The sequence below is a fragment of the Geomonas oryzisoli genome (genome assembly GCF_018986915.1).
In the GTDB taxonomy this organism is placed as follows: Bacteria; Desulfobacterota; Desulfuromonadia; order Geobacterales; family Geobacteraceae; genus Geomonas; species Geomonas oryzisoli.
In genome coordinates this window covers 1,634,391-1,650,250 of the sequence record NZ_CP076723.1, presented here as the reverse complement: position 1 = coordinate 1,650,250, position 15,860 = coordinate 1,634,391, and the positions used below count along the sequence as shown (strand labels likewise).

Below are 15,860 nucleotides of genomic sequence, written 5' to 3'. Positions count from 1 at the left end.
CCTTGAGGGCACGGCCTTTCGTTTCTACTTTCAGGTCCGGATGCCGCCGTCGCGGGGAGCCGGGTTCATCTTTGCCAAGGTTTCATCGATGGCCGCGAAAAGGTGACGGTAGTCGACGGGCTTCTCGATATAGTGATCCAACTGGAAGCCGTTGCCCACCGAGTGTTCCAGCGTCGCCCTGCCGGCATCCGCGGTGATGAAGATGAACTGGACCTGGGGCTTCATCCCCCGGATCTCCCGAACCATGGCGACGCCACCCATCTCGGGCATGTTGACGTCGGTGATGACGATGTCCACATCCCGCTCTTTGAAGAGCTCAACACCTTTCCTGCCGTTCTCCGCGGTGCACAACAGCAGGTCGGCATATTTTCGCCGCAGCACGACGGAAAGGATCTCCAAGGTGTCCCGGTCGTCTTCAACAAGCATCATGGTCGTGGCCATGTCACACCTCTATCCTGAATTGGGCGCCCCCCCCGACGTTGCACGCGGTGAGCACACCTCCCATGTTCTTTTCTATGATGGTCTTGGACATGAAGAGTCCGACGCCGGTTCCGGTCTGGGGCCCCTTGGTGGTGAAGTAGGGATCGAAAATCCGGTCCATGATCTCCTCGGGTATCCCCCCGGCGTTGTCGGTTACCGTCAGCACCGCCTTCCCCCCGTGCTCACCGATGCGGACCTGCACCATGGGCGCGACCACGGCGCGCTCGGCAATGACGTCGCGCGCGTTCAGCAGGATGTTGAGCAGGACCTGGGCGAATTCGTTGGGGTAACCTTCGACGACGGGGTCCCCCTCCTGCTGAACCTTCAGGGACACGCCCAGGGACTGCAGGCTGCCGTCCACCAGGGAGAGCGCCTTGGCAACCTCGTCGCAGACCTTGAAACGCAGCTTCTCCTTGTCAGGCCGGAAGAAATTCCTGAAGTCGTCGATGGTCTGCGACATATGCTTCACGATCTCCATGGACTTGGCGGCGTTTTCCTCCAGGAACGCCCTGTCCAACTGCCCCAGTTCGTGGAACAGCAGGGGTTGCTGCACCAAAAGCCCCAACGCGTTCAGCGGCTGGCGCCACTGGTGGGCGATGTTTCCCACCATCTCCCCCAGGGCCGCCTGCCGGCTCTGCTGGGTGAGCAGCTGTTCCTGCCGACGCACCTCCTCCACGGCCCGGGTCCGCTCGGCCGTCTCGCGGCGGAGGTCCTCGATGGTGAGGGAGAGCTGCCGCTCAGCCCGGTCCCTCTCTGCGGCCCGGCGCTGCAGCAACTGGGATGCCTGCACCAGTGCCTCGGCCAGTTCCGAGGTCTCCTTGGAAGCGGTAGCTACCGCAGGCGCAACCTCGCCGCCGCCGATGGCGAGCGCCGGCTGCGTTAGCGACTGGATGTCTTGTGCGATCCGGCTCGCGAGCCAGAAGGCGAGCAGGATCCCGAGCAGCGAGATGGCGACGCCGAGCCCCACCGCCCACCCTACCCAGCTGTAGATTTCGGACAGTGCGGTATCCGCGGGGACCGCGATGGCCACCGTCCACCCGGAAAAGGAGGACCTGGAGAAAGCGGAATAGGTGGTGCCCCCCTTCGCCGTCTTTATGAGCAGCGTCCCCTCCCTGGTCCGCGACAGGGCCGTGGCCAGGTCGCCGGTCAGCTCCTTGCCGACGAATTCGTCCAGGTTCCTGGTGCGGGCGGTGATCACGCCGTTGCGATCCACCACGGTCCCGTACCAGTCCTTGAACACGTTCTGGCCTTGCAGCACGGAGGAAAGGACCTGGGATGGGAAGGTCATGGAAAGGTCGTAGGCGACCACACCGTCGATGACAACCGGCACGTCGACGGCGATCACCGGTCGTTTGGTGACCGCGCCGCGAAAGAGGTTACTGACGACGGGTTTATTTTCCGCAAAGATGCGCTGCACGGTGTCCAGGTTGCTGCGCCTGGGGAGCGGGCTACCCAGGGGGCGGTAGGTGTTCACCAGCTGCTGCCCGGTGCTATCCGCGACGATGATGTCGGCGCCGGGGTAGTTCTTGAGGATTTCCTTACTCTGATAGTGAAGCGCGGCGAAGTCTCGGCTCCTGAAGGAGGGGGAACTGCCAAGCGCGGTGAGCGATGCCTGCACGTTGGCGAATTCCCGGTCGACGGCCATGGTCATGGCGCGGGCGTTCTCGAGCAGGTGCCGGCTCACCTGGTCCAGCTTGGTGACGTAGGCGTGCCGCGCCATCAAGGCCGCTATCAGCCACACGGGGAGGACGCAGGCGGCCACCAGGACGGACAACTGGCGGCGGATTGTGGGTTTTGCGTTTCGAAACATCAGGACCCTTACCGGGGGGTACGCCCCCCTCAACCGATGTTACCGTCATCGTGCGCGACTCATTCCAGCATCTCGGTGAGAATGGCATCGAGGCTCTTTCCCTCATAGAGACTCTCCAGTAACTTGTGCAGGGTGGTCTGAATACCCTTGTACTGGCAGTTGGCCACCAGTTGATTCTCAAGGATCTGCAGTTGGTCCCTCGTCATTGCCACCTCCCTTCCTCATCATGAAGTCATAGACACCAATTCTGCCAAACACGGAGGCGCTGTCAATGCTCAGCCGTTACAGTCGCCGCAGTGATGTCCAATCACCGCTGACGTCTGAACCAGGAGAGCACCGCCTCCGCCGACTGAGCGCCGGAGAGTTGTGCCACCGACTTTCCGTGCAGAAGCAGATGGAGTACGGGAATGCCGCGCACCCCGAAGCGCCCGGAGAGGGCGGGGCTTGCGTCGGTGTCGACCTGAACCACCGCGGCCTCCCCGGCCAGAAGTGCCGCCACCTTTCGCACCGCCGGTGCGAATGATACGCAGTGCGGTCACCAGGGGGCCCAGAACTCGGCGAGTACCGGTCCGGGGTAGGCGGCGACGAACGCATCGAAACCGGCGTCGTCGAGCGCGCGGGGCTTGCTGTAGAGAGGCGGCAGCTTGGCGCGGCAGTTGCCGCACACCCCGGCCACCCCCTCCTTTTCCTCCGGGATGCGGTTCAGGGTGCCGCAGCCGGGACACTTGAGCTGGTAAGATGCCATGTGGTGCCTCCTTGTGCCAAGATGGGTAAAGGGAGAATTCTACCATCCCCAGGCCTTTCTTCCCGAACCTTACCTTGTCCTGAGGATTCTGCGTTTCACATTTGCGAGCTTTCTGGTATGTTGGGATGTTCGAAAATCAACCGGAGGTTTTGTACCGTATGAAGTTCCGCATCCTGCTCCTGCTCCTCGCCGTCGCCCTTTTGGCCGTACCGGGCGCGCAGGCCGTCACCCCCGCCGCCAAACCGGCCCAGCCCGCCGTCGGCCAGGGCGTCAACGTCCCCATACTCCTGTACCACCGCTTCGGCCCCACCGTGGCCGACGGTATGACCATCAAGACCTCGGTCTTCGAGGAACACCTGAAGTACCTCAGGGACAACGGCTACACCGTGATCCCGCTCAGGAAGCTGGTGGATTACTACCTGAAGAAGGGACCCGCCCCCGCGCCGAAGTCGGTGGTGATCGTCGAAGACGACGCGCACAAGACCGTGTTCAGCGACATGCTGCCGCTGGCGAAGAAGTACAACGTCCCGGTCACCGTCTTCGTGTATCCCTCAGCGATCTCCAACGCGAAATACGCCATGACCTGGGAGCAGCTGAAGATCCTGCAGAAGAACGGGTTCGACATCCAGTCCCACACCTTCTGGCACCCCAACTTCAAGCGCGACAAGAAGAAGATGGCTCCGGCCGAGTTCGAGAAGTCGGTGCAGACCCAGCTCAAGAAGTCCAAGGCTAAGCTGGAAGAGAAGCTGGGGACCAAGGTGGACCTTCTGGCGTGGCCCTTCGGCATCTACGACGATTACCTGCTTAAGAGGGCTGCCGAGGCGGGGTACGTGGCGACCTTCACCATCGAGGCCCACCACGCAGGCCCCGGCGACGTCGCGATGAAGCTGCCGCGCTACCTGCTGATCAACGCGGACCAGGGCAAATCGTTCGCCCGCATCGTCGAGGGGACCGCCCCCAAGAGGAACGTGGTGTACTAGCACCGAAACAGGAAAGCGGCGCACGGCTGTAATGCCGGCGCCGCTTTTTGTCACACAGCCCCCGTACGAGCGGTCACATGGAAGAAAAGAAAGAGTCCCACAACTGTAAGAAGCATCCCTGCCCCGACTGCACCTTCTGCCAGTGGTGTTCCGATGACAGGTGCAGGATGTGCCGGGGCAAGCACTGCTCGCGCAAAAAGCTCTCCAGCGCCGAACAGATCGCGCTCTACGAAGCGCTGAACCAGAAGAAGCCCGACTAGAGCGCCGCTCGATCACCTTCCGCTGCAAATCCCCTCAAGTACTCTCCCCTGTATCCGAATAGTAGCTTGGGTCAGATGTCCGTACCCCGGCGCACCACCACGTTTCTGACCGCCACCCGCGCTTTCACGCCACACAGCTCGCGAAAGACGGAGGCGAGGTACCTGAAGGTCACCACCTTGTGGAAGAAGGACTGCGTCATGCCGTAGCAGAGTTTGCGCAGCCAGGAGGGGTTCCTGCTCCCTAACAGAAGGGGACAGTAATCGGAGAGCTGCACCGTGACCCGCCCGGCATCCGCGCCGGTCGCGCTCGACAGGGAGAACATGCCGCTGTCGCATTCCCCCGGCTGCACCAGGATACCGCCGCTGATGCAGAGATGGACCGACCGCGTCCCCTCTTCGGCCTCGAAGCGCGCCGCGCTGAAGGCGAGCAGTGCGCAGCGGGTCCCGGTGATGCGGAACTCGACCCCGCGCGGGTACTGGACCGGGGTGATCAGCCCCAGGGTGCAGCGCCGCACCACCTTGAAGTAATGCTCCAGCAAGAAGGCCGGCGTCGCCCGCAGTGCCGCTTCGGCCGGGAGCTCGATCCACTGCACCGAGTACACGCTCGAATCGGGAAGCAGTATCTGCTGGCAGGAGATTTCCAGTTCGTGCTGTCGGTGCTCGGCCATGACAGGCTCCGGGTGATGCAGCGAAGTTGGCGGCGAAGTTGGCGGCGAAGCGACACCATAGCACAGAGTGGTCCGGTTGGCTACGGCACAGGACGATAGAGTTTTTTCAGCACGCCCCCAAAGGGAGAGGTTCATGGAAATAATAGAGTGGTCGGAAAGTCTGGAGGTAGGGATCAGCAAGGTGGATGAGCAGCACAAGAGGCTCATCCAGCTCATGGAGGAACTGGACCGGGCAATCAGGAACAACGAGTCCGCCGACGTGGTGGAAGACGTCCTCACCAACCTGTTCAACTATGCGCAGGCGCACTTCGCCGTGGAGGAGGAGCTGTTCCGCACCCATAAATACCCAGAGATGGCGCTGCACGAGCTGGAACACCAGCGCTTCATAGCCAAGGCGTTCGCGTTCAAGGAGCGGCTGAGCTCGAAGCGTCCCGGCCTCGCCCTCGAGCTTTTGAACTTCCTGTCCAGCTGGGTACTGAACCACATCGAGCTCACCGACAAGCGCTATTCGAAGTACCTGCGCGATTGCGGCGTCAGCTGACGGCGCTTCACCCCTTCACGGCGATGACGTACTTAAGGTAGCGCCCCTCGGGGAAGGTCACGGGGTAGGGAAAATCCTCGGGCTGCCCGGTGAAGGAAACCACCTGCAACTGGTCCCCCCCCTGCAGCGCGCCGCGGCGCAACTCCTTGAGGTAGTCCGCCAGGTCCACCTTCTGATGGTTGGAGGAGGTGATCAGCAAGCCTCCCACCTTCAACAGTTTGAGCGCGGCGGCCACCAGGTCCGAGGTGCCGCCGCGCGTGGTGAAGCGGCTCTTCGCGGTGGTGGAAAAAGAGGGAGGGTCCATGAGGATCACGTCGTAGACCTTCTTCTGCCGGGCCAGGTCGTCCAGCACGGTGAAGCAGTCCCCCACCAGGAACTCGTGCCGCTTCGGGTTCAGCCGGTTCAGCTCGAAGTTTTCCCGGGCCTGCGCCATGTAACCGGCGGAGGCGTCCACGCTGGTGACCAGGCTCGCCCCGGCGGCGGCGGCTGCGACCGAAAAGGCGCCGGTGTAGCAGAAGAGGTTCAGGAAGCGCTTTCCCTTCACCCGCGCCATCAGGTCGCGCCGGTTCTTGCGCATGTCGAGGAAGAGCCCGGTGTTCAGGCCGCGCTCCAGGCTGACCCGGAAGGTGAGCCCGTTCTCGCGAACCAGCAGGGGCTCCGCCGCGGCCGTTCCCGCCAGCAGTCGACCGTACTTCTTGTCGTCGCTCTCCGACTCCAGCTCCCGGGTGTTCTGGGGGCGCCCCTTCTCGTAGATCCCCGCCGGCGCCAGCACCTCATCGAGCGCCTGGGTCACGAGCTTTATATGCCTGCGCCACCCCGAGCAGTAGACCTGCACCATGAGGTAGTCGCCGTAACGGTCCACGGTGAGCCCGGGGAGGCCGTCCCCCTCGCCGTTGACCAGGCGGTAGGCGTTCGAGTCATCCAGGTCGGCGTGGTTTTTCCGCAGCGCCACCGCCCGCTCCAGGCGAGCCTGCAGCCATCCGCGGTCCAGGCGCATCCGCTGCCGGGACAGGATCCGGGCCACGATGCGGTCCTTGGGGTCCAAAAGCGCGGTGGCGAGGAAGCGCCCGGCGCCGTCGACCAGCTCCACCAGGTCCCCCGCCTCACCGGCGGGCCACTTTCTGGTATAGGCATCGGCGATGATCCACGGATGCCCCAGCTCGATCATGCGCACCGACTCGTTTCCTACCACGTACTGTCTGGACATGTGACTCCTTGTAACTGTGCGCTAAGCCCGGCGGGGTCGCCGGCTGTTCCGAGGACGCGCCCGGTGCCGGCGGTGGACGGGCGAATGATTATTCGCCCCTACACGGGCGGCCCCCTCGGCTCTCCCCCTCCCTCGACGGGAGGGTGGCGGGGGGTGGGTGAAGCCGCAAGTTGCAGATATGATTGCGTCTCCCCCTTACCTCCTCATGCGGAGGGAGGGGTAAACAGCGGTTCGAGGGGAGAAAAAATTAAGGGGCGGCGATCCCGTACGGGATGCCGCCCCTTTTTACTTCGCTGTCGCGATCCCCTAGTGGGTGACCTGGCCGGCCTGCTCGGCTGCCATATCCTGACGCGCCTGCTCCATCGCGTCGAGTTCCTTGATCTTCTCGCCCAGCCAGTAGTGCAGCTCGCGCGCGGTCTGGTGGTTCACCACCACGCCGTTGATGACCTGGCGCACCAGGCTGCGGCCCAGATCCGCCGGCTCGACGTCGGTCTCCGGCCCGATGGTGCCGGCCGGGGTGATCTCGTGGCTGATGGAGTTCGGCAGCGGCTGGCGCTCGAGGTAGAAGTTGATGACCAGTTCGCCGCGCGGGGAGATGCCGCCGTGGGCGCCGTTGACATAGACGGGGTTGTAATCGTAGGTGAAGATGTATTTAAAGGTCATTTCGTTTTGTTTTTTCGACATGGCAATCTCCTTGGTTCGATGGCATTGAATTACAGATGGCTCTTATAGCACGGAGCGACGGCTCAAGGCAAACAATGAATGTAAGCGCCGTTAATCTTCGCCGCTTGGCGATTATCTTAGGCTATCTTCCGCTTCGCGCCCTTTTACTCCTCAATCAAAAGCAAATCCCCCTAAATCCCCCTTTAGCGAAGTGGGACTAGGCATGCGCCGTCTTGGAGAGGTAGTAGTCGTAGTTCCCCTCGTAAACCCTCATCTCGCCGTGGTCTACCTCGATGACGCGGTCGACGAGCTTGCGCAGGAAGTGGCGGTCGTGGCTCACCAGGATCACGGTTCCCTGGAAGTTCTCCAGTGCATCGAGGAGGATCTCGCGGGAGCGGATGTCCAGGTGGTTGGTCGGCTCGTCCAGCACCAGGAAGTTGACCGGACGCGCGAGCAGCGTGGCAAGCACGACGCGGCTCTTCTCGCCGCCCGAGAGGTTCTCGACCCGCTTGTCGACGTCGTCCCCCTGGAACAGGAAGGCGCCCAGCAGGTTGCGGATGACGCCGATGGTGGCCAGCGGGATGACGTCCTGCACCGTCTCGAAGATGGTCTTTTTGGGATCGAGGATCTCCATGGCGTGCTGGCTGAAGTATCCCAGCTCCACGTTGGCCCCGAGATTCACGGTCCCCTGGCTGGCGTCGGTCTGGCCGGCGATGGTCTTCAGGAAGGTGGACTTGCCGGCGCCGTTCACCCCTACCACCGCGATCTTGCTCAGACGCTTGATGACCCCGGTGACCCCGGAGAAGATGGGATGCACGCTGCCGTCGGGGTTGTCCCAGCTCTTGCCCAGGTTGTCCATGATCACCACGTCGTCGCCGCTTCTGGGCGGGGTGGCGAACTCGAACTTGACCACGCGCTCCTCGGGCGGGATCTCGATGCGCTCGATCTTCTCGATCTTCTTCACGCGCGACTGCACCTGGGCGGCATGCGAGGCACGTGCGGCGAAGCGGGCGATGAATTCCTCTTCCTTGGCCAGCATCTCCTGCTGGCGCTTATGGCTCGCCAGGAGCTGTTCGCGGCGGATGTCGCGTTCCTTCTCGTAGAAGTCGTAGTTGCCGCCATAGGTGGTGACGGTCTTGTTGGCAACCTCGACGATGCGGTTCACCACGCGGTTCATGAAGTCGCGGTCGTGGCTGGTCATGAGAAGCGCGCCCTTGTACTCGCTGGCGATCCACTCCTCGAGCCAGATGATCGACTCGACATCGAGGTGGTTGGTAGGCTCGTCCAGGAGGAGCACGTCGGGCGACAGGGTCAGGATCCCGGCCAGGGCCACGCGCATGCGCCAGCCGCCGCTGAAGGACTCCACCGGGTTGTGGAAGCGGTCCGGCCCGATGCCGAGGCCGGTCAGGACCTCCTTGGCGCGCGAGTCGAGATCGTAGCCCCCCCTATGCTCGAATTCCTCCATGGCGGAGCCGTAGCGCTCCAGCAGTGACGCCATGTCGTCATCGGACATGGGAAGCCCCATCTGCTCCTCCATCTGCTTCAATTCCCCGGCCAGGCGCACCGTCTCCGCAGAAACAGCCATCACCTCTTCCAGTGCCGAGCGTCCCGCCATTTCGCCGATGTTCTGCGAGAAGTAGCCGATGGTCGTCTTCTTGGCGACGGTAATATCGCCGGCATCCACCTCTTCCTCTCCGGTGATGATCCGGAACAGTGAGGTCTTGCCTGCGCCGTTCGGGCCGACCAGGCCGGAACGGGTGCCGGGCAGTATCTGGAAGCTGGCGTCGCGGAAAAGGACCTGCGAGCCGTGCTGTTTCGTGATGTTGGACAGATGGATCATGCTTTCTCCCTGTGCTGAATTCGCAACTTATCAGCGTTAGCACGAACGCGGCTGCAGTGACAACTTAATTTTCTTCAAGGAACTAAACCCAGCCATTGGCCACGGAGAAAATCTGAGAACTTCGGAGAAAACCTCAAACAACAAAAACCGTTACAAGGAGAAAGTCGGAGGACCTTCTGAGGACTGCAAGGCTTAAACTTCAGAGAAGAGCTTTGAGCCGTGATCTCTTCTCAGATTCTCTCAGATGTTCTCCGTGGCCAACGGTTCTTTGCCTTTGCTGGGCGGTTTCGCGTAATAACCGAACAGCAATTGTTCAAATGCCGTACAGGGACCACCCGCCCTGCCACGTGACGCGACGCAGGAACACGCGGTCAGCAGTCTAAGACTGCGTAATAACGAGAGTTGCTTCTTAATGAGAGATAATGTCACCGGGGAAGTTTTTGGGCGTTGTTTGTGCTAGAGGGAGGCTAAGGCATCTAACCGTCAGCAGGAGGGGATAAATGAACACGTTCGGCGCACTGATGATGACCGTCACCATGACCATGACCGCCGTCATGCTGCCTCGCATCTACATGTCCTGGATCGTTGCGGAGCGGTACTTCCTCGAGGGGGAGATCGGGCAACTGATGCAGCTTCTCGCCGAGCAGAACAACTGGGTGTGGCGCCAGTTCGGCTGCGGTGCTGCGGCCGTCGCCATGATCTGGATGGTGCGCAACTCCCCGCACGACCTGAGCATCCCGGCCTCCATGGAGGCGGCGCTGGCCTGCTACGCAATCATATCCCTGGTGTTTGCCGTACTGGAATCGCTTGTCGCCCAGAGGGTTGCCGGCTTCCTGGCGCTGGTGCCGGCACGTGCCAAGGTAGCCGAGGAAGACTAGCGTTTTGTGAAGGACTCGACGCCGCGCCGCACCAGGTTGGCCAGGAATATGGCCACGAACATGATGAGGGCGACGTTGACGAAGCGGGTCCAGATGGGGTCGGCGGAGATGCTGCGCCGGCCGAAACTGTCGTAGAGATACCAGCCGCTCAATACCGCTCCCACAACGGCGCCCACGACCACGAACGGGCGCCGTAGCTTTGATACCTGTTTTTCCTGCCCTGGCACCATGGCCTCCCCCGCTTCAGTGGTAGTGACGCTCGCCGAACAGGGCGGAGCCGACCCGCACCAGGGTCGCGCCTTCCTCGATGGCGGCCTCGAAATCGCCCGACATCCCCATACTCAGCTCGCGCATCTCCACTCCCGGGATCCCGGCCTGCCTCACCTCTTCGGCGAGCTCGCGCAGTTTCCGGAAGTAGGGGCGCGCCCCCTCGGGATCGTCGAAAAAGGGGGGCATGGTCATGAGCCCTTTCACCCGCAGGTGCGGCAGTTGCGCCAACTCGCGCACCAGACCGAGGAGTTCCTCGCTGCTGGTCCCTCCCTTGGTCTCCTCGCGGGAGATGTTCACCTGGACCAGGATGTCGCACACCTTGCCCAGGGCACCCCACTGCCGGTCGATCTCGCGGGCGAGGCTCACGCGGTCCACGGAGTGGATCAGGTCGACCTTGCCGGCGATCTGGCGCACCTTGTTGCTCTGCAGGCTGCCGATGAAATGCCAGCAGATTTCGGCGGGGAGCTCGGGCTGCTTCGCCACCAGTTCCTGGACGTAGTTCTCGCCGAAGACGGTCTGGCCGCAGGCGAAGGCCTTGGCTATCGCCGCGGCAGGCTTGGTCTTGGAAACGGCGACCAGGCGCACCGTCTCGGGGTCGCGGCCGCCCCTGGCCGCCGCCTGTGCGATACGCGCGCGGATCGCGGCGAGATGTTCGGAAATCTCTCCCATTTCGTCCCCCTCTCTACAGCGCTCCCAGCACCCTCAGTTTTTCCACCACCTCGCACAGCGGCAGGCCGACCACGTTGGTGTAGGAGCCGTCTATCTTGCGCACCATGTGCGCCGCCCCCCCCTGAATGGCATACCCGCCTGCCTTGTCGAAGGGGCAGCCGGTGGCGATGTAGGCGTCGATCTCCTCGTCACGGAGTTCCTTGAAAAAGACCTTGGTGCGCACGGCCTCGACCAGGGCGTCGTCGCGCTCGCGGTCGTAGATGGCGAACCCGGTGACCACCTCGTGCGGCACGCCCGAGAGCTTTTTCAGCATGCGCTGCGCGTCGGCGTGGTCTTTGGGCTTCCCCATGATCTCGCCGTCGCAAAGGACGATGGTGTCGGCGCCCAGGAAGAAGCGCCCCTCGGTCATGCCGGCCGCGGCGCGCGCCTTCCCCTCGGCCAGACGCAGCACGTGGTCGACAGGTTCCTCGCCGGGGAGCTGGTCTTCGCAGATGTCGGCGGGAAGCACGCGGAAGGTGATGCCGGCGGATTCCAGCAGCTCGCTGCGGCGAGGGGATGCGGAGGCGAGGACGATGGTGGTTGCGGACATGGTTTCTCCTTTTGGGCGAATGATTATTCGCCCCTACAACGGCGGCAATAGCGGAAGATCAGGATGATCGCCAGCACCACTATGATGCCGACGACCGTCCTCCAGTGACTGCCCGTGACCAGGCCGTAGATGAGCGAGGCGACACCCATCACGAAGACCAAAGCCTCCAGCGAAAGCAGCCGCCCGACGACGCTTATCTCCTGCTGTTCCTTGTTCCCCGTCATAGCACCCTCCCCGGCACGCCCCGACGGACGGCCCGAAATCCCCCCTATCCCCCCTTCGCAAAGGGGGGGACGCTGGGGCGCGGCGACTACCCGGTTACCTTTGGCAGCCACGCTTGCAGCGCTTCCAGACCGCGCTGCGCCAACAGCCCACGCTTTTCCTTCTTCTTGATGCGCCCGATGAGCGGCGGGAAGAGCCCGTAGTTCACGTTCATGGGCTGGAAGTGCGCCGCCTCGGTGTTGGTGATGTGGCGCGCCAGGGCGCCGATGGCGGTTTCGGCGGGAGGGACGACCAGCTCCTCTCCTAACGCCAGACGCGCCGCGTTGACCCCGGCCACGAAGCCGCTGGAGGCGGACTCGACGTACCCTTCGACGCCGGTGATCTGCCCGGCGAAGAGGACCCGGGGATCGCTCTTCAGCTGGCAGGTCGCCAGGAGCAGCTGCGGCGCGTTGATGAAGGTGTTGCGGTGCATGGAGCCCAGCCGCAGGAACTGCGCCTGTTCCAGTCCCGGGATCATCCGGAAGATCCGTTTCTGCTCGGGCCAGGTGAGCTTGGTCTGGAAGCCGACCAGGTTGAACATGGTCGCCTCACGGTTCTCCTGGCGCAGCTGGATCACCGCGTACGGTTCCACGCCGACGCGGGGGTCGCAGAGGCCGACCGGTTTCATGGGGCCAAAGCGCAGCGTCTCGACGCCGCGACTCGCCATCTCCTCGATGGGCATGCACCCTTCGAAGTGCACCACCTTCTCGAAGCTCTTCGGCTCAACCTTTTCGGCGGCAAGGATCTCACTGACGAAGGCGTGGTACTGCTCCTCGTCCATCGGGCAGTTCAGGTAATCGTCGCCGTCACCCTTGCCGTAGCGGGAGGCCCGGAAGGCCTTGTCGTAGTCGATGGAATCGGCGGCGACGATGGGGGCGATGGCATCGTAGAAGTAGAGGTAGCCGCCGGTCAGGCGGCCGATGTCGTCGGCCAGGGCTCCGGTTGTGAGCGGGCCAGAGGCCACCACCACGATCCCGTCCTGGGGGATGCCGGTCACCTCCTCGTGCACCACCTCGATGTTCGGGTGTTCCTCGATCTTGCGGGTGACGTAGGCGGAGAACAGGTCGCGGTCCACGGCGAGCGCGCCGCCGGCGGGGACCTTGGTGGCCTGCGCCCCTTCCATGAACAGCGAGTCCAGGCGACGCAACTCCTCCTTCAAAAGGCCTACTGCGTTCTCAAGGGAATCGCCGCGCAGCGAGTTGGAGCAGACCAGCTCGCACAGCCCTGGGAGGTGGTGTGCCTCGGAGTACCGGTTGGGTTTCATTTCGTACAGGCGCACCTTCACGCCGCGCTGCGCCGCCTGCCAGGCCGCCTCGCAGCCGGCCAGTCCGCCGCCTATTACCGTGATCTGCTGGGTCATTCTTTCTCCTAAAACCAAAACCGAAACCGTCTCACGCAAAGACGCCAAGGCGCAAAAAAAGCGAGAAGCAAAACCATTTATTTAACGCAATGACGCAAAGAACAGCAAGAACTACCGAAAGAGGGGAAACACAAAACCAGCTTCTCCCTTTGCGTCTCCGCGCCTTGGCGTCTTTGCGTTAACGCCTTTGGTTTGCGTCTCCAAAATCAAAGCGGGGTCCGAGGACCCCGCGTTCACTTCATCTGCCCCTGCCGCTGCAGGGGGACAGGCACCTGCGGAGCCAGTCCCCTACCCTACTCCTTGTTGCTCTGGTAGTCACACCCTTCTTTGGGACACTTCAGGAACTCACCCTCGCGCTTGTAGACCTTCTTCACCAACAGCGGATACCCGCACTTGGGACAAGGTTTCTGCACGGGAAGATCCCACAGGGCGAACTTGCACTCGGGATAGCGATTGCAGGAGTAGAAAAGCTTCCCGAAACGGGACTTCTTCTCGATCAGCTCACCCTTGCCACAAGAGGTACAGGTGATGCCGGTCCCCTTGGGTTTCACCAGCGGCTGGATGTTCTTGCAGTTGGGGTACGCGGAGCATGCGAGATACTTGCCGAATCGCCCTTCCTTGATCAACATGTGGCTGCCGCACTTGTCGCACACTTCTTCGGAAACCACGGGCTCCACCACCTCGCCGGTCTCCTTGTCCAGGGGACGGATGTAGCGGCACTCGGGATAACCGGTGCAGGCGAAGAACTTGCCGAACTTGCCGAGCTTCACCACCAGGGGCTTGCCGCACTCGGGGCAGACCTCGTCGGTCGCCTCGGTGGTGAGGTCGGACTTGCTCACCTCCCCTTCCTTCAACTTCAGGAGGTTGATGAACGGCCCCCAGAACTCGTGCAAGAGCGGGCGCCACTGCTTCTCGCCGCGTGATACCATGTCGAGCTGCTCTTCGAGGTTGGCGGTGAAGTTGTAGTCGACGTACTGGTTGAAGTGGTTGGTCAACAGATCGGAGACCACCATCCCCACGTCCTCGGGGAAGAAACGCTTCTTGTCCAGGCGCGCGTACTTACGCTCGATGATGGTGTTCATGATCGAGGCATAGGTGGACGGACGCCCGATGCCGTACTCTTCCAGGGTCTTCACCAGGGTCGCCTCGGTGTAGCGCGGCGGCGGCTGGGTGAAGTGGCGCTCGGGGAGGAGCTGCTGCAGCTTCAGGATGTCACCCTCGGCCAAGGGCGGCAGCGTCCCTTCCTTCTCCTTGTCCTCCGCCTCGTCGTCCACACCTTCGATGTAGAGCTTCATAAAGCCGGCGAAGCGGATCACGGTGCCGGCGACGCGGAAGCGGTATCCCTCGCCTGCGGTGATCTCCACGGAAGTCTGGTCCAGGAGCGCCTCGGCCATTTGGCAGGCGACGGTGCGCTTCCAGATCAGATCGTAGAGCTTGAACTGGTCCGAGGTGAGGAACTTCTTCACCTCGATCGGCGTCTTGGAGATATAGGTCGGACGGACCGCCTCGTGGGCTTCCTGGGCGTTCTTCGACTTGTTCTTGAAGAAACGGGGCTTCTCGAGCGCGTACTCCTTGCCGTAGAGCGAGGTGATCAGCTGCCTCGCGTCTTCGAGGGCCACGTTGGACAAGGCCACGGAGTCGGTACGCATATAGGTGATGAGACCGACGGCACCTTCGCCGACGTCGATACCCTCGTAGAGCTTCTGGGCGGTCGACATGGTCTTCTTCGCGGAGAAGCCGAGCTTTCTGGCCGCCTCCTGCTGCAAGGTGGAGGTGGTGAACGGCGGCGAGGGCTGGCGCCTTCTCTCGCTCTTGGTCACCTTGTCGACGCGGTACTCGGGGTTCATCGGCTTTTGCACCACGAGCGGCGCTACATCCTCGTCCCCCTCCTGCTTCGGGAACTCACCCTTGCCGCCGAGGACGCTGAAGTGCCGGAAGGCCACCTCGCGGTTGGGGATATCGAACTTGCCAAGCTTTTTCCCTTCGGCCTCGACGAGAGATGCAGTCAGCCCCTGTTTCTTCGCCGTCTCCAGCTTGGCGCCGATGGACCAGTACTCCTGCTCCTTGAACGCCTGGATCTCCTTCTCGCGCTCGCAGATGAGCCTCAGCGCGACCGACTGCACGCGCCCGGCGGAAAGGCCGTAGCGGATCTTCTTCCACAGAAACGGGGAGAGGGTGAAGCCGACCAGGTAGTCCAGGATGGAGCGCGCCTGCTGCGCATCGACCAGCGGACCGGAGATGCCGCGCGGGTTCTGCACCGCGTGCACGATGGCGTCCTTGGTGATCTCATGGAACACCACGCGCTTGATGTCGAAGGGTATCTTCTTCTTGCCGTCGAGACCGAGCGCCGCCAAGAGGTGCCAGGAGATCGCCTCCCCCTCGCGGTCGGGGTCTGTCGCCAGAAGCAGCGAGGAGATGCCTTTCATCTCCTTCTTGATGGCGTCGATATGCTTTTTGCTCTCGGGCAGTACCGCGTACTTGGGCTCGAAATCGTGCTCCACGTCCACGGACCCCTGCTTGCTGGGGAGCGCCCGCACGTGGCCGAACGACGCGAGTACCTTGTAATCGGGGCCGAGAAATTTTTCTATGGTCTTCGCCTTGGCGGGAGACTCGACTATGACGAGATTCTGAGACATGTG

18 protein-coding genes are annotated in these 15,860 nt (G+C 62.6%); 4 read left to right on the top strand and 14 right to left on the bottom strand.

All coding sequences use genetic code 11. The features are described 5' to 3' along the window. Positions 1-30: 30 nt before the first annotated feature. The 4 genes from KP004_RS07310 to KP004_RS07295 form a co-directional block, all read right to left on the bottom strand. Positions 31-441, bottom strand: a complete 411-nt coding sequence (locus KP004_RS07310) for a response regulator (RefSeq protein WP_216801677.1) — start codon at positions 439-441, stop codon at positions 31-33. A gap of 1 nt (position 442) precedes the next feature. Next, the gene (locus KP004_RS07305; RefSeq protein WP_216801676.1) at positions 443-2,254 is read right to left on the bottom strand and encodes a sensor histidine kinase; all 1,812 of its coding nucleotides are present in this window, start codon (positions 2,252-2,254) and stop codon (positions 443-445) included. A 95-nt stretch (positions 2,255-2,349) separates the two neighbouring features. After that, positions 2,350-2,496: a hypothetical protein gene (locus KP004_RS07300; RefSeq protein WP_183347616.1), complete on the bottom strand. Its 147-nt coding sequence runs from the start codon at positions 2,494-2,496 to the stop codon at positions 2,350-2,352. 101 nt (positions 2,497-2,597) lie between these two features. Continuing rightward, the gene (locus KP004_RS07295) at positions 2,598-3,035 is read right to left on the bottom strand and encodes a thioredoxin family protein (protein ID WP_216801675.1); all 438 of its coding nucleotides are present in this window, start codon (positions 3,033-3,035) and stop codon (positions 2,598-2,600) included. A 158-nt stretch (positions 3,036-3,193) separates the two neighbouring features. On the opposite strand from KP004_RS07295, the gene KP004_RS07290 reads away from it, so the two are divergent. Further along, the gene (locus tag KP004_RS07290; RefSeq protein WP_216801674.1) at positions 3,194-4,015 is read left to right on the top strand and encodes a polysaccharide deacetylase family protein; all 822 of its coding nucleotides are present in this window, start codon (positions 3,194-3,196) and stop codon (positions 4,013-4,015) included. Positions 4,016-4,092: 77 nt separating this feature from the next. Further along, entirely contained in the window at positions 4,093-4,275 is a 183-nt protein-coding gene (locus KP004_RS07285; protein WP_216801673.1) for a hypothetical protein, read from the top strand. Positions 4,276-4,346: 71 nt separating this feature from the next. On the opposite strand, the gene KP004_RS07280 is transcribed toward KP004_RS07285, so the two are convergent. Continuing rightward, on the bottom strand, positions 4,347-4,943 hold the full coding sequence (locus KP004_RS07280; protein WP_216801672.1) for a hypothetical protein: 597 nt from the start codon (positions 4,941-4,943) through the stop codon (positions 4,347-4,349). A 133-nt stretch (positions 4,944-5,076) separates the two neighbouring features. On the opposite strand from KP004_RS07280, the gene KP004_RS07275 reads away from it, so the two are divergent. Next, positions 5,077-5,484, top strand: coding sequence for a bacteriohemerythrin (locus tag KP004_RS07275; RefSeq protein WP_216801671.1), 408 nt, complete (start codon positions 5,077-5,079; stop codon positions 5,482-5,484). A 7-nt stretch (positions 5,485-5,491) separates the two neighbouring features. Here KP004_RS07275 and KP004_RS07270 read toward each other — a convergent pair whose 3' ends face one another. The 3 genes from KP004_RS07270 to KP004_RS07260 all read right to left on the bottom strand — a co-directional run bounded on the left by KP004_RS07270 (position 5,492) and on the right by KP004_RS07260 (position 9,194). After that, positions 5,492-6,691 carry a class I SAM-dependent rRNA methyltransferase gene (locus KP004_RS07270; protein ID WP_216801670.1) on the bottom strand — a complete coding sequence of 400 codons (1,200 nt, stop codon included), beginning with the start codon at positions 6,689-6,691 and terminating at the stop codon, positions 5,492-5,494. 306 nt (positions 6,692-6,997) lie between these two features. Next, positions 6,998-7,375 carry a hypothetical protein gene (locus KP004_RS07265; protein ID WP_216801669.1) on the bottom strand — a complete coding sequence of 126 codons (378 nt, stop codon included), beginning with the start codon at positions 7,373-7,375 and terminating at the stop codon, positions 6,998-7,000. A gap of 196 nt (positions 7,376-7,571) precedes the next feature. Continuing rightward, on the bottom strand, positions 7,572-9,194 hold the full coding sequence (locus tag KP004_RS07260; protein WP_216801668.1) for an ABC-F family ATP-binding cassette domain-containing protein: 1,623 nt from the start codon (positions 9,192-9,194) through the stop codon (positions 7,572-7,574). A gap of 500 nt (positions 9,195-9,694) precedes the next feature. Between KP004_RS07260 and KP004_RS07255 the strand changes: the two genes are divergently transcribed. After that, positions 9,695-10,072, top strand: a complete 378-nt coding sequence (locus KP004_RS07255) for a hypothetical protein (RefSeq protein WP_216801667.1) — start codon at positions 9,695-9,697, stop codon at positions 10,070-10,072. Here KP004_RS07255 and KP004_RS07250 read toward each other — a convergent pair. The 6 genes from KP004_RS07250 to topA form a co-directional block, all read right to left on the bottom strand. Continuing rightward, on the bottom strand, positions 10,069-10,302 hold the full coding sequence (locus KP004_RS07250; RefSeq protein WP_216801666.1) for a hypothetical protein: 234 nt from the start codon (positions 10,300-10,302) through the stop codon (positions 10,069-10,071). The genes KP004_RS07255 and KP004_RS07250 overlap by 4 nt on opposite strands. Before the next feature lie 13 nt (positions 10,303-10,315). After that, entirely contained in the window at positions 10,316-11,011 is a 696-nt protein-coding gene (locus KP004_RS07245) for a YggS family pyridoxal phosphate-dependent enzyme (RefSeq protein WP_216801665.1), read from the bottom strand. Between the two features lie 13 nt (positions 11,012-11,024). Then, positions 11,025-11,600 (bottom strand): Maf family nucleotide pyrophosphatase, encoded by a 576-nt coding sequence (locus KP004_RS07240; protein WP_216801664.1) that lies wholly within the window; start codon positions 11,598-11,600, stop codon positions 11,025-11,027. Positions 11,601-11,623: 23 nt separating this feature from the next. Beyond that, positions 11,624-11,935, bottom strand: a complete 312-nt coding sequence (locus KP004_RS21110) for a hypothetical protein (protein WP_239026978.1) — start codon at positions 11,933-11,935, stop codon at positions 11,624-11,626. Continuing rightward, positions 11,911-13,221 (bottom strand): methylenetetrahydrofolate--tRNA-(uracil(54)-C(5))-methyltransferase (FADH(2)-oxidizing) TrmFO, encoded by a 1,311-nt coding sequence (gene trmFO / locus KP004_RS07230; RefSeq protein WP_216801663.1) that lies wholly within the window; start codon positions 13,219-13,221, stop codon positions 11,911-11,913. Before trmFO ends, KP004_RS21110 begins: the two co-directional genes overlap by 25 nt. Positions 13,222-13,514: 293 nt before the next feature. After that, positions 13,515-15,857, bottom strand: a complete 2,343-nt coding sequence (gene topA, locus KP004_RS07225) for a type I DNA topoisomerase (RefSeq protein WP_216801662.1) — start codon at positions 15,855-15,857, stop codon at positions 13,515-13,517. Positions 15,858-15,860: the final 3 nt, after the last annotated feature.